The sequence below is a fragment of the Ochrobactrum sp. SSR genome (genome assembly GCF_030067775.1).
GTDB classification, from domain to species: domain Bacteria; phylum Pseudomonadota; class Alphaproteobacteria; order Rhizobiales; family Rhizobiaceae; genus Brucella; species Brucella teleogrylli.
In genome coordinates this window covers 760,670-774,223 of sequence record NZ_CP125969.1, presented here as the reverse complement: position 1 = coordinate 774,223, position 13,554 = coordinate 760,670, and the positions used below count along the sequence as shown (strand labels likewise).

Here is a 13,554-nt window from a genome sequence, read left to right as displayed (position 1 = left end):
CATTGAAATAGGAATTACTGAAGGAACGATTTGCCCATGCGCGCGGAAATCGAGACGCTGGTTGACGAAATCAAGCAGGCCATAAGCCTGCTGAGGAGGCATCTTTGACTGGGATCAGGCGATAAAACGTCTCGGCTATCTCAATCAGAAGGCCGAAGATCCCACACTCTGGAATGATGCCCAGGAAGCCCAGAAGCTGATGCGTGAGCGCCAGCAGCTGGAAGACAGCATTAACGGTATCAATCAGCTTACCCAGACATTGAACGACAGCATCGAACTCATCGCCATGGGCGAGGAGGAAGGCGACAAGTCGATCATCGACGACGCGGAAAACACCATCCGCGAACTCAAGGTCGAGATCGATCACCGCCAGATCGACATGCTGCTGTCGGGCGAAGCCGATGCCAACGACACCTATGTCGAAGTGCATGCCGGCGCCGGCGGCACGGAAAGCCAGGACTGGGCGTCGATGCTGCTGCGCATGTATACGCGCTGGGCAGAACGCAACGGCCGCAAGGTCGAAGTGATGGAAGTGCACGATGGCGATGAAGCGGGCATCAAATCCGCGACCATTCTCGTCAAGGGGCACAATTCATACGGCATGATGAAGACCGAATCAGGCGTTCATCGTCTGGTCCGCATCTCGCCCTACGATTCCAATGCGCGTCGCCATACGTCCTTCGCCAGTATCTGGGTTTACCCGGTGATCGATGACAATATCGATGTGCAGGTGACGGAAGCAGACGTTCGCATCGATACCTATCGTGCATCGGGTGCCGGTGGTCAGCACGTCAACACGACGGACTCCGCAGTGCGTATCACGCATATCGCGAGCGGTATCGTGGTGCAGTGTCAGGCGGAACGTTCGCAGCACAAGAACCGTGAAAAAGCATGGTCGATGCTGCGGGCGCGTTTGTACGAGGAAGAGCTGAAAAAGCGCGAAGAAGCGACGGACGCAGCCAATGCCACCAAGACGGATATCGGCTGGGGGCATCAGATTCGTTCCTACGTTCTGCAGCCATACCAGTTGGTGAAGGATTTGCGCACCGGCGTGGAAAGCACCAATCCGCAGGAAGTGCTGGATGGCGCGGTAACGCCTTTCATGGAAGCAGCGCTCGCACACCGCATTCAGGGTGGTGGCGAGATGATCGACGATATCGACTGATATCTGTTCGAAATCCGCGAATAACAAAAACCCGGCCTCGGCGCCGGGTTTTTTTATGGCTGTTGTTAAAGCAGCGGCTCTATCTGTTTGCCCGCTTTGAGAAAATTGACCGGATTGACGGGACGACCGTTCTCGCGCACTTCATAATGAAGGTGACTCCCGGTCGAACGCCCGGTGCTGCCCGCCTGACCGATGACCATGCCGCGGGTGATCTTCTGCCCGTCGCGGACCAGAACCTGCGAGAGATGCGCAAAGCGTGTGGCAAAACCATTGCCGTGGTCAATCTCGACCATATTGCCATAGCCGCCAAAGCGTCCTGCCTTCATGACCGTTCCGGCAGCCGTGGCCCGGATCGTCTGGCCATAGGCGGCGCGAAAATCGATGCCTGAATGAAAGGCTGCGCTGCCGAAAAACGGGTCGCTGCGATATCCGAAAAGGCTCGTCACCGGCATACCGGGGGCAGGGTTCGCGAGCGGCATCGCCGTGATTTGTTTGCGAACGCTATCGAGCCGTTCCAGTGCACTGTCGAGATTGCGGATCTGCATGTCGAAATCATTGACGATTGTGCCGGGCGCTGAAATCGGAATCAGCGGGCCGCCCATGGCAGAATGCGCCTTGTCCGAGGTTTCGATGCGAAGCCCGGCGGAATTTAGCGTGTCGACGATGGTGTCGGCTTTTTCATAAGCGGCATCCGCCAGATTGCGCACCTTGCCATTCTGTTCGCTTTCGATGCGATGGAGGGTCTGGTTGATGGTGGCAAGCAACTTGTCGGAGGTCTCGATTGTGGATTCACCTGACATGCCGCCCGCAAGACGCAGACCCAGCGGTCCCGCATCGGCACGACGCTCCAGTTTGACATTCGCGGGCACAGGCCCGGTTATGATCGGATCGATGCCGGGAAAGTCCCGCTCGCCAATCGCCTCATCCGGGATAAGCTGGCTATGCTCTTCGGCGAAGGGGACGGGCTGTGTCGGCATATCCGGCATTGGCTGCAACTTCGATGCCCGTTCCAGCAAAGGCGCAAGCTTGCCATCGCGCGCGCTCAGCGTCTGCTGTCGCTGCATGAGTTCAGCGAGCTTGTTTTCCATGACCTGCTGGTCAAGCATCTGGCGGCTCGTAATGCGGTCCACTTCCGTGCGCAGCAGCGAAATCCGGTCTTCATAAAGCTGCTGGTTGCGTGCCTGTCGCGCAATGCTGGAACTGATCAGATCATCGCGCAGCACGAGATAGGCGGTGGAGCCGAGATAGGCAGTTGAAAGCGCCAGAAACGCCGCTCCGCCTGCAATGGCCATCCAAGGGCGAAACGTGAAATGGCTGATTTTCTCGCCGCGAGCGATAATGACGACAGGCGGTTCCTTGCGTTCACCGAAGACCGTCTTTCCCGTTGTTTTCGCCCGTTTATTCGTCATGGCACCCACATGCCCCCCGATAGAGCAGCTCGGAACCTGAACACGGATGCGAACTGCAAAATTCTGGCGGAACGTTCTGGAAAACGCACCGATTCCCTAAGTTTGATTACAACTTATTAGGGTTAATAAAGCTTTGCATTCGTGGCTTGCGCCAGCCATGCGGGCCGGAAAGTGTCTCAGATCGAGACCGGAGACAGGTTGCGATAAAAGGACGGCGTCAGTCCGGCTTCGGCCCGTGCCAAATCGTTGAACGGCGGCTTGAGATCGCCGCGAAAATTGGTGCGTACCAGTTCCTGAAAGCGGGCGACCGGATCGATGCGATTACGCGCGCAGAAAAAGCGAAACCATTTCGCGCCGACCGCGACATGGGTTTTCTCGTCGTTATAGATGATGTCCAGTATCGCTGCCGTCTCATGATCGCCGGTTTCGATCATCTTTTCCAGAAGCGACGGCGTCAAATCCAGCCCACGCGCTTCGAGTATCAGCGGCACCACGGCCAGCCGCGCCTCCAGATCATTGCGCGTTTGATGCGCCGATTGCCACAGCCCGTCATGAGCAGGCATGTCACCATAATCGGCGCCAAGGTCTTTCAGGCGATTGCGCAGCAAAGTGAAATGCCGCGCCTCGTCATCAGCGACTTTCATCCAGCCATCGAAAAAGCTCCGCGGAATGGGCTTGGCTGCAAAGCGGGCCACGATATCGAGCGCCAGATCGATGGCATTCAACTCGATATGCGCAAGAGCGTGCATCAGCGCGATACGGCCATGCTCCGTGTGGAGCGAGCGCTTCTTCATCATGCGCGGCGGGACAAGCTCCGGCTTGTCCGGACGGCCCGGACGATCTGGCAAAGGCGGGTCGAGCGGGCTTCGCACCGAAAGCGTGCGCCCGAACCAGCGCGCCGCCGTCTCGCGCGTGAGGCGGACTTTGTCGTCCAGATCGGCTGCAGCAATGGCACGAATGGCATTGCCACGCAGCGTTTGTTCGGGGGCCTTGGTCTCGCGCATCACAGGATACACTCCGTCGGGCTATAGGGCGCGAGCCGCTTCCAGCACGTCTTCGGCGTGACCGGCAACTTTCACCTTGTTCCAGACCCGTGCGATACGGCTAGCGGCATCGATCAGAAAGGTTGTACGCTCGACGCCCATATATTTGCGGCCATACATGCTTTTCTCGACCCACACGCCATAGGCTTCCAGAGCTGTGCGTTCTTCGTCTGCGACGAGATCGACGGTCAGATCGTGCTTTTTGCGAAACTTGGCATGTTTCGTGGCGCTGTCTGGCGACAGGCCGATTACCCGCGCACCGATTTTGTCGAATTCCGGCTTCAATTGTGAAAAGGCAATCGCTTCCTTGGTGCAGCCCGATGTGTCATCCTTGGGATAGAAATAGAGGACGACAGGCTTGCCTTTCAACGACGAAAGGGTGAGTTGACCGCTTCCCGAAAGTCCATCTGACGGCAAGCTGAAATCCGGTGCCGTTTCGCCAACTTGGGGATGAGCCATATCTGTGCCTTTCTTTTATGGATTAGCATGGAAATCACCTGTTACAGTCCGAGCTATCGCATTCGAGTGACGCTTGTGCAACCATGGAAACCGCATCGTTTCGCAGATTGGCGAAATGTCGGAAAATGGACGCAAGCGCAAACCGCAGGCACCGTCTCAGATGGAAAGGGTGAGTAAAATCAATTCAATACGATAGTTTCATGATTCATCTTATGAAGCGTCGTCGATTGCAGCACTTGATATCCGGCTGGGTTGTTGACAGAAAAACCGAAACGAATCCGCTTCACGAAGCGGGAGATGGATAGAATCGAGCGTCTGGCCGCTGATGGCGCGGATGGTCTCGCAGACGGCCCGTTGCGCTCGGGACGGTCATTTATTTCGCGTTGTTCCCATGCTTTCGTTTCGATTTGCATTCTGCTCGTTCTGGTCGGTGGTGCGGGTTTTCTCATTCTTCGTGGCGGCGTGAACAGCGAGCTTTTGCGTAATGAAGCGCAGAAGGCTCTGGTCGGCGTGCTGGGCGATGGCGCGTCCGCTTCGATTGGCAGCGCCGCGCTTTCGCTCGATCAGGATAGCCATGTCGCCATGGAAGCGCGGGACGTTTCCGTGACCGACCCCAGGCAGGGCGTTGAAATCAAAGGCATCCGGTCTGTGCGCCTTGGTCTGGCGCCTCTGCCGCTCTTGACCGGCTCGGTGCGCGTGGCGCAGCTCGAAGTCGAGGGCGTGACCTTCGATATGCCGGAGGCGAAGGGCGACGGTTTCTGGAAGTCCCTGCCTTACGATGAGCGCGGCATCGTCGATTTCGATGCGGTTTCGGAGCAAATTTTCGCGGCAATGCGCAAGAGCGTCGAGCTTTTGCGCCAGCAGGACACCCGCGCCATTGGCATTTTCAACAGCACCATCCGCTTCAATGCAGGTGATGCTCAGCAATCCGTGGAAATCAAGACTGCGCGACTGGTGGAAGATCAAGGCAAGATCGCCATCACGGGTGATCTGCTCTGGCAGGGCAAGAGGATCGCGATTGACGGCAAGATTGATCGCGATGTTGCTGATAACAGCCTTCAGGGCTTCGCGCTTAACATCAATGATATTCCCGTTAAGCTCGGATCGCCGCCTGAAGTAACGCCTGTCATGGCGAACAACAGGATCAATCCGGCGCATTTCGAGCTGGACGGTCAGGCAAAAATTACGCTTTCCGGCACAGCCGCGACGGGCGACCGGCCCGAACGCCTTGGCGTTGATCTGGGCGTCGATGGCATCGACATGCAGATGGGGCGGGTCGAGGACGTGCGCGGCAGTGCGCTTTTGAGCCTTGAGCATCAGGTGGGTAGCCGCAAGATCGAGATCAAGCAATCGCGGCTGCAATTGGGGGGACTTCAGGCGCAGTTCAACGGCGCATTCGGGCCAGAACCGGAGGATGCGGGCAATGAGGACGGTCCGGCCTATCGTTTCGAGGTTCTGACCAGTTCGGCGACGAGCATGCCAGCGGAGTCTACAGAGCAGCCGCTGTCCTTCGCAACCCGCATATCTGGTCGTTTTCTGGCTGATCAGCTGCGTGTGCAGTTTGCCAATCTCGATGTGCAGACCGAAAACGGTCAGCTTTACGGGCAGGGCGGCATGGCGTTCGGCAATGGCTCGCCTGAAATGATCTTCATGCTGCGCATTCCTAAAATGCCTGTGGCTGACGCCAAGCATCTCTGGCCCATCGACGTGGCCGATGGCGCGCGTGAATGGGTTCTGAAAAACCTTTACGGCGGCACGCTGAAAGATAGCCAGATCGACATCTCGCTGGCTGCCGGACGCTTTAACGGTCCGGGTCTGCCGCCACCGCTGACGGGCGATGAAATCAAAGGCGATTTCAAGGTGTTTGATACACGTCTTGACGTGGTCGGTGAATTGCCGCCGGTGCGCGATGCCGATGGCGTGATCACCGTTCGCGGTGCGCATACGACGATCAAGCTCCCCAAGGGGGGTCGTCTATACGGCGCAAAACAGAAAGGCCGACGTTTCCAACGGCACGCTCATCATTCCTTGGGGGCCGCAGCGTCCGGTTATTTCCGATCTCGATATTACGGTTTCGGGCGATGCATCCGCCATCGCTGAGATTGCCGGTAAAAAGCCCATTGATGTTCTGAAAAACGTGCCCTTCCTACCGGAAGACGTATCGGGCGATGTGAAGGCGCAGGTGAAGGTGAGCTTTGCCGTGTCGAAGGACCCGCCGCCCGGCACTTTGAAATGGAGCGCCGATATCGGCTTCAACAATCTGGATATCGCAAAGCCGGTGGGCGGATCGAATGTCAGCAATGCGACAGGCACGATCAAGGTTGACCAGACCGCCGCTGTCATCACCGCTGATGCTAAACTCGATGGCGTGCCCGGCAAGGTGACGATGACCGAGCCGGTTAATCTGTCCGGACCGGCCAAGCGCGATCAGAAGATCAAGCTGGAAATCGACGACAAGACACGCAATGCGGTGTTTCCGGGGCTGAACTCCGTCTTTTCCGGGCCAATGTCGGTTGATCTCGGCATGGCGGAAGGCGGTAAGCGCCACGTCACGGCCGATCTTGGCAGAACACAGGTGGACCTGTCATGGCTTGGCTGGCGCAAGGGCGCTGGCATACCGGCCAAGGCCACCTTCGATTTCATCCAGAATCCGGACGACAAGAGCAAGATCGATATCAACAATCTGGTCTTCACTGGGGATGCATTCGGCGTAAAGGGCGATCTGTCGATTGCCAAGGGCGATTTCCAGTCGGCTGATTTCAGCGAATTGCGTCTCAACCGGAATGACCGTCTGTCGGTCAAGGCTACCAAGGGTGCCAATGGCTATCGGGTCAATGTGCGCGGATCGCAATTCGATGCGCGGGCCTTGATCAAGCAGGCGTCAGATCTGGGCGGCAAGGGCAGCGGCGGCAAAAGCAAGGGGCCGCGTGTGGTCGTGAGCGCGCAGGTCGATGAAGTCAGCGGCTTCAACGGCGGATCCTTGCGCAATGTCGCTATTTCCTATGAAAGCTCCGGCAATCGCATTGCGGGTGTTTCCGTCAACGCCCAGACTTCGTCCGGTCAATCATTCGTCGCGACGAATAATGATCAGGGCGATGCCCGCTCAATTTCGCTCCAGTCCAATGATGCGGGCGCGGTGCTGCGCTTTTTCGATTTCTATGACAAGATGCGCGGCGGCAAGATAACCGTTGGGCTTGCGGCGCAGGGCGATGGCCCGCTGCGTGGACAGATCGATGCCCGCAACTTCGCGATCATCAACGAGCCGCGTCTGGCCAAGCTCGTGTCGAGCCCGCCTGCAACCGGTGGTGCAAGCCTCAATCAGGCGGTGAAGCGTGACATTGACGTGTCGCGCGTCGATGTCGAGCGGGGCTTCTCGCTGATTGAAAAGGGCGATAGCTATCTCAACCTGTCGAAGGGTGTGGTGCGCGGACCATCGGTCGGCACAACGTTCCAGGGAACGCTTTACGACAAGCAAGGCAATATGGCGATCACCGGCACCTTCATGCCTGCCTATGGTGTGAACCGCCTGTTCGGGGAAGTGCCTATCGTGGGTATGCTGCTGGGCAATGGTCGCGACCGTGGCCTGATCGGCATCACCTACAAGCTTTCGGGAAGCGCAAAACAGCCGCAGGTGATCGTCAATCCTATTTCGATCATTGCGCCAGGCATCTTCCGCTCGATCTTCGAGTTTTAAAGCGGGTTAGCGCCGATAATACGGATGTGAAAAAGCCGGGCAAGGAGCCAGGCTTTTTCGTTTCAATTATTGGGCTGGCCAGATCAGGCCGGGCGGATAAGCACGTGGCGCTTCTTGCCGAGCGACAGCTTGATGACGCCCTGATCGTTCAACGCACCGGCGTCGATCGTCATGCGCGGATCGGTGACCGGCTCGTCATTGATGCGCACGGCACCGCCTTCAACATGACGGCGGGCTTCACCGTTGGTGGTGCAGAGTTCTGCCAGAACCATCAGCGCCAGAATGCCGATGCCGCTATTGAGCGTTGCCTTGTGGACGCCGACCGTCGGAAGATTTTCAGACAGTTCGCCGTCTTCAAAGGTCTTGCGTGCCGTCTCGGCGGATTCCTCGGCGGCATCACGGCCATGCAATATAGCCGTTATCTCCGTCGCGAGGATCTTTTTCGCTTCGTTGATCTCAGAACCTTCGAGCGCGGCAAGCTTGGCGATCTCATCCATCGGCAGCGTCGTGTAGAGCTTCAGGAAGCGTTCCACGTCTGCGTCCTCGGTGTTGCGCCAGTATTGCCAGAAGTCGTAGGCGCTCAGCATGTCCGCATTGAGCCAGATGGCGCCGCCCAGCGACTTGCCCATCTTCTGGCCGGAAGCGGTGGTCAGCAGTGGCGAGGTCAGGGCATAGAGCTGCGGCGTCCCCATACGGTGGCCGAGGTCGATACCGTTGATGATATTGCCCCACTGGTCCGAGCCGCCCATTTGCAGGCGGATATTATGGCGCTTGCTCAGTTCCACGAAGTCGTAAGCCTGCAGGATCATGTAGTTGAATTCGAGGAAGGACAGCGACTGCTCGCGGTCAAGGCGCATCTTCACCGAGATCGAAGGACAACATGCGATTGACCGAGAAATGACGACCCACATCGCGCAGGAATTCGAGGTAATTGATGTTGCGCAGCCAGTCGGCATTGTTGACCATCAGCGCGTCGGTGGCGCCGTCGCCAAAGGTGAGGTAGTTGGCGAAGACGCGCTTGATGCCGGCAATGTTCTCGGCAATCGTATCTTCGGTCATTAGCTTGCGCGCTTCGTCCTTGAAGGACGGATCGCCGACCATGCCGGTGCCGCCGCCCATCAGGGCCACCGGCTTGTGGCCGGTCTGCTGGAACCAGTGCAGCATCATGATCTGGATAAGACCGCCCGCGTGCAGACTTGGTGCCGTCGGGTCGAAGCCGATATAAGCCGTCACGGTTTCCTTGGCCAACAATTCGTCGAGGCCGCTTTCATCGGAAATCTGATGAATGAAGCCACGCTCGGAAAGCGTGCGAAGAAAATCGGATTTGAAACCGGACATTCCTTTTTCCTGACTGGTAAGGCGAAGTTGAAACTGGAGTAAGCGGATGCTTACAACAAAGTGATAAGTTGGCCTTTAGCACCAATCAACCGCCAATAACAAGGAAACTCCCGAACGTCTGGCGAAACACGCAATTTGCGCAGGTTTCGTCAACAGCTTCGATTGTTCAGTGCTGTGCTGTGCCTGAAAACAGATTGAGAACCACTACGCCTGCGATAATCAATGCCATGCCCGCCACGGCGGCAAAATCGAGCTTCTGACCGAAGACGAGCCAGCCGATCAGTGCGACCAGTGTGACGCCGATTCCCGACCAGACTGCATAGGCAATGCCGACGGGAATAGTCTTCAATGTCAGGGATAGAAAATAGAAGGCAAGCCCATAGGTGACGACCACAATAATAGATGGAATGGGCCGGGTGAACCCTTCCGACGCCTTGAGGCTCAATGTGCCGATGACTTCGGAGCAGATGGCAATGGCGAGAAGGGCATAGACCGGCATGGCGCACCTGCTGAGAAACGAATCGATCTGACGAAATCAATATGCACAAAAAAATCCGGCGGAGCGATCCGCCGGATAAGACCAGGTCAATCTGGTTTGCGACCGATTTTGTTGTTTAGCGCAGACGCTTCGGGCGCGCTTCGACCAGTTCGCCCATCAGCCGGCGGTCGAGATATTCCGAGCATTCCTCGATCAGCTGATCGCCATGGCCGGCAAAGAAGTGGTTGGCGCCTTCAATCGTATTTTGCGTGATGGTGATGCCCTTCTGGGTCTTGAGCTTATCCACCAGCGCCTGCACATCCTTGGGCGGTGCGACTTTGTCCTGATCACCATGGATGATGAGACCGGACGAAGGGCACGGCGCGAGGAACGAGAAGTCGTAGGTGTTCGGCTGCGGTGCGACCGAGATGAAGCCTTCGATTTCCGGACGGCGCATCAGAAGCTGCATGCCAATCCAGGAACCGAAGGAATAACCGGCAACCCAGCAATTCTTGGAATCCGGATGCAGGGCCTGCACCCAGTCGAGCGCGCTCGCGGCATCCGACAATTCGCCCGCGCCGTGGTCGAATTCGCCCTGGCTGCGACCGATGCCGCGGAAGTTGAAGCGCAGCGTCGTAAACCCGCGCTGCTGGAACATGTAGAACAGATCGTAGACGATCTTGTTGTTCATCGTGCCGCCGAATTGCGGATGCGGATGCAGGATGAGCGCGATGGGCGCGTTCTTTTCCTTGGAAGGCTGATAGCGGCCTTCGAGGCGTCCGGCTGGTCCGTTAAAAATGACTTCTGGCATGTGTACTCCGCTTGTAACGGGATGATCGGACCGAAGCTGCGAACTTGACGTTGGGGGACGCCGCTTCTAGAACCGATTTGAAATTTGGACAGGCTGAACCTGAAGTTCAGCACGCAGTAATGGCTTAATAGGCTTTTCCCGATTGAAAATTCAAGGAAATTGCGCTCGAAGCTCATTCTTGACGTTATTTAGGAGATAGGGACGGTGAACGGGAGCGGCAAGAGGCTGTATCTGGACTATAACGCCAGTGCGCCTTTGCTCGATGAAGCGCGCAATGCGGTCATCGAGGCGTTGAGCATTACGGGCAATCCGTCCTCCGTGCATCGTGAGGGCCGCGCTGCCCGCGCGCTGGTTGAAGCGGCGCGCCGCAACGTCGCGTCGCTGGTCAACGCCAAGCCCGAACATGTCTTCTTTACCTCCGGCGCGACCGAAGCTGCATCGACGCTTTTGACTCCGAATTATATGATGGGGCGTTCGCCGGTGCGCCTTTCGCATCTTTATGTCAGCGCGACAGAACACCCCTGCATGACCGCTGGCGGTCAGTTTGCCGCTGACAGCATCACGACATTGCCTGTCGATGCAAACGGCATTTTGCGGCTCGATGTGCTGGAGCAAGCGCTTGCTGCCCATGACAAAAGCAAGGGCTTGCCGCTGGTCGCCGTGCAGGCCGCGAATAACGAAACCGGTGTCGTTCAGCCCGTGGCAGAGATTGCCGCTATCGTGAAGGCTGCCGGCGGCATTTATGTCGTCGATGCCGTTCAGGCGGCAGGGCGTATTCCGCTCGATATTTCAGATAATTGCGGCGATTATCTCATCGTTTCGTCCCACAAGATCGGCGGCCCGAAAGGCGTCGGTGCGGTTATTGCCATTTCCGATCTGATGATGCCGCGTGCGCTGGTGCGCGGCGGCGGTCAGGAGAAGGGACACCGTGCCGGTACAGAAGCCTTGCCGCTGATTGCGGGCTTCGGCGCTGCTGCAACCGTTGCGAAAGCGCGGCTTGAAAGTGGCGGCTGGTCTCCCGATATGCGGGACAGACTGGAAGCGGGGATTTTGGAAATCGCACCCGGGGCAGTGATTTACGGCAAGGCCGTGGATCGTCTTCCGAACACAACGTTCTTTTCGCTCGATGGCCAGAAGGCCGAGACAGTCCAGATCGCCTTCGACCTTGGCGGAATAGCGCTTTCGGCGGGTTCGGCCTGTTCGTCAGGCAAGGTCGGTCCAAGCCACGTGCTGGTGGCCATGGGCCATGAGGACGGCCCCGGCGCGATCCGTGTGTCGCTGGAACCGGATGTGAGCATGGATTCGGTCGCAGCGTTTCTCACAGTCCTGCGCAAAATCGTTGAGCGTTACGAAAGCAGGAAATAGGCGGCGAAAGTGTGTTTAAACGCCGGAATGGCTGCCGGGTTTACGTCATTCCCAAAATATTCTTGAATTTTTCGGACAAATTTACGTGCGGCGCTTGAAATCTAGTTTAGAGAGGTTTTAAAGAAGCGTCACGCACACTATATTGAGGCGGTATTGTTCAAGACATATCACCTTGACGTTTGCAACTGTCGGGCCTTGACCCCGACGAGGATGGAGAACGCCAATGCCTGCAGTGCAGGAGACCATTGATCAGGTCCGCGGCCTTGACGTGGATCAGTACAAGTACGGCTTCGAAACGACGATCGAAGCAGAGAAGGCTCCCAAGGGCCTGAACGAAGATATCATTCGCTTCATCTCCGCCAAGAAGAATGAGCCGGAATGGATGCTGGAATGGCGTCTGAAGGCCTATGAACGCTGGCTCACCATGGAAGAGCCAAGCTGGGCGCGTGTCGATTATCCAAAGATCGATTTCCAGGACGCCTATTATTACGCGGCCCCGAAGAACCAGAGCGGCCCGAAGTCGCTGGATGAAGTCGATCCGGAACTTCTCAAGACCTACGAAAAGCTTGGCATTCCGCTGCGCGAGCAGGAAATTCTTGCGGGCGTGCGCAAGCAGGGCGATCCGAGCGAAATCGACGGCAATCCGTCAGACAATGTATATGCGTCCGGCCGCGTGGCCGTCGATGCCGTGTTCGACAGCGTGTCGGTCGTAACCACCTTCAAGGAAGAACTCTCCAAGGCGGGCGTGATCTTCTGCTCGATTTCGGAAGCTATCCGTGAACATCCTGAACTGGTGCAGAAATATCTAGCGTCGGTTGTTCCGGTGTCGGACAACTATTATGCGACGCTGAATTCGGCTGTCTTCACCGACGGTTCGTTCGTCTATGTTCCGAAGGGCGTTCGCTGCCCGATGGAGCTTTCGACCTATTTCCGCATCAACGAGAAGAACACCGGCCAGTTCGAGCGCACCCTCATCATCGCCGATGAAGGCGCCTATGTTTCCTATCTGGAAGGCTGCACGGCACCGCAGCGCGACGAAAACCAGCTGCACGCCGCCGTGGTTGAACTGGTTGCGATGGAAAACGCCGAAATCAAGTATTCGACGGTCCAGAACTGGTATCCGGGCGATAGCAGCGGCAAGGGCGGCATCTACAACTTCGTCACCAAGCGTGGCGATTGCCGTGGCGACAATTCCAAGATCTCCTGGACACAGGTTGAAACCGGCTCCGCCATCACCTGGAAATACCCGTCCTGCATTCTGCGCGGCGACAATTCACGCGGTGAGTTCTACTCGATTGCCGTGTCGAACGGTTATCAGCAGATCGACTCGGGCACCAAGATGATCCATCTCGGCAAGAACACGTCGAGCCGCATCATTTCCAAGGGAATTTCGGCTGGCAAGTCGAACAACACCTATCGCGGACAGGTTTCGGCGCATCGCAAGGCCGAGAATGCCCGCAACTTCACCCAGTGCGACTCGCTTTTGATCGGCAACGATTGCGGCGCGCATACGGTGCCGTACATCGAAGCGAAGAACGCTACGGCGCAGTTCGAGCACGAGGCAACCACCTCCAAGATTTCCGAAGACCAGCTGTTCTATGTGATGCAGCGCGGCATTCCGGAAGAGGAGGCAATCGCTCTCATCGTCAATGGCTTCGTGAAGGAAGTTATTCAGGAACTGCCGATGGAGTTCGCCGTCGAAGCCCAGAAGCTGATCGGCATCTCGCTTGAAGGCAGTGTCGGCTAACCAATCGACACGCCTCTTCCCCATTGATTTTTCTGGCCAGCCTTT

8 protein-coding genes and 2 pseudogenes are annotated in these 13,554 nt (G+C 57.2%); 4 read left to right on the top strand and 6 right to left on the bottom strand.

Translation table 11 applies throughout. From position 1 onward, the window contains the following. Positions 1-36 precede the first annotated feature (36 nt). Positions 37-1,165, top strand: a protein-coding gene (gene prfB / locus QLQ11_RS03670; protein ID WP_121536033.1) for a peptide chain release factor 2 whose coding sequence is annotated in 2 segments (ribosomal slippage) — positions 37-105 and positions 107-1,165 — 1,128 coding nt in all. Because the reading frame shifts where the segments join, the coding sequence is not laid out codon by codon here. Positions 1,166-1,230: 65 nt separating this feature from the next. Here the strand turns inward: prfB and QLQ11_RS03665 are convergent. The 3 genes from QLQ11_RS03665 to QLQ11_RS03655 form a co-directional block, all read right to left on the bottom strand. Further along, complete coding sequence (locus QLQ11_RS03665) at positions 1,231-2,574, bottom strand: M23 family metallopeptidase (RefSeq protein WP_121536036.1); 1,344 nt, start codon at positions 2,572-2,574, stop codon at positions 1,231-1,233. Between the two features lie 176 nt (positions 2,575-2,750). Beyond that, positions 2,751-3,578: a ferritin-like domain-containing protein gene (locus QLQ11_RS03660; RefSeq protein ID WP_121536039.1), complete on the bottom strand. Its 828-nt coding sequence runs from the start codon at positions 3,576-3,578 to the stop codon at positions 2,751-2,753. A 21-nt stretch (positions 3,579-3,599) separates the two neighbouring features. Further along, the gene (locus QLQ11_RS03655; RefSeq protein ID WP_121536042.1) at positions 3,600-4,076 is read right to left on the bottom strand and encodes a peroxiredoxin; all 477 of its coding nucleotides are present in this window, start codon (positions 4,074-4,076) and stop codon (positions 3,600-3,602) included. Positions 4,077-4,373: 297 nt separating this feature from the next. Between QLQ11_RS03655 and QLQ11_RS03650 the strand changes: the two are divergent. Next, a pseudogene (locus QLQ11_RS03650) lies at positions 4,374-7,770 on the top strand (RNA-binding protein). An 83-nt stretch (positions 7,771-7,853) separates the two neighbouring features. Here the strand turns inward: QLQ11_RS03650 and tyrS are convergent. The 3 genes and pseudogenes from tyrS to QLQ11_RS03635 form a co-directional block, all read right to left on the bottom strand. Next, positions 7,854-9,108 (bottom strand): annotated as a pseudogene (gene tyrS, locus QLQ11_RS03645) (tyrosine--tRNA ligase). A gap of 166 nt (positions 9,109-9,274) precedes the next feature. After that, on the bottom strand, positions 9,275-9,607 hold the full coding sequence (locus QLQ11_RS03640; protein WP_109368894.1) for a multidrug efflux SMR transporter: 333 nt from the start codon (positions 9,605-9,607) through the stop codon (positions 9,275-9,277). Between the two features lie 115 nt (positions 9,608-9,722). Next, complete coding sequence (locus QLQ11_RS03635) at positions 9,723-10,397, bottom strand: alpha/beta hydrolase (RefSeq protein WP_078338528.1); 675 nt, start codon at positions 10,395-10,397, stop codon at positions 9,723-9,725. A gap of 204 nt (positions 10,398-10,601) precedes the next feature. Between QLQ11_RS03635 and QLQ11_RS03630 the strand changes: the two genes are divergently transcribed. Both QLQ11_RS03630 and sufB read left to right on the top strand, forming a co-directional pair. Continuing rightward, positions 10,602-11,762 (top strand): cysteine desulfurase family protein, encoded by a 1,161-nt coding sequence (locus QLQ11_RS03630; protein ID WP_371835917.1) that lies wholly within the window; start codon positions 10,602-10,604, stop codon positions 11,760-11,762. Between the two features lie 223 nt (positions 11,763-11,985). Then, entirely contained in the window at positions 11,986-13,509 is a 1,524-nt protein-coding gene (gene sufB / locus QLQ11_RS03625; RefSeq protein WP_078338531.1) for a Fe-S cluster assembly protein SufB, read from the top strand. Positions 13,510-13,554: the final 45 nt, after the last annotated feature.

Excerpts from the sequence above, each read along its gene's own strand:
- QLQ11_RS03665 (WP_121536036.1), bottom strand. The coding sequence starts at position 2,574 with ATGACGAATAAACGGGCGAAAACAACGGGAAAGACGGTCTTCGGTGAA.
- QLQ11_RS03660 (WP_121536039.1), bottom strand. The coding sequence starts at position 3,578 with ATGCGCGAGACCAAGGCCCCCGAACAAACGCTGCGTGGCAATGCCATT.
- QLQ11_RS03655 (WP_121536042.1), bottom strand. The coding sequence starts at position 4,076 with ATGGCTCATCCCCAAGTTGGCGAAACGGCACCGGATTTCAGCTTGCCG.
- QLQ11_RS03640 (WP_109368894.1), bottom strand. The coding sequence starts at position 9,607 with ATGCCGGTCTATGCCCTTCTCGCCATTGCCATCTGCTCCGAAGTCATC.
- QLQ11_RS03635 (WP_078338528.1), bottom strand. The coding sequence starts at position 10,397 with ATGCCAGAAGTCATTTTTAACGGACCAGCCGGACGCCTCGAAGGCCGC.
- sufB (WP_078338531.1), top strand. The coding sequence starts at position 11,986 with ATGCCTGCAGTGCAGGAGACCATTGATCAGGTCCGCGGCCTTGACGTG.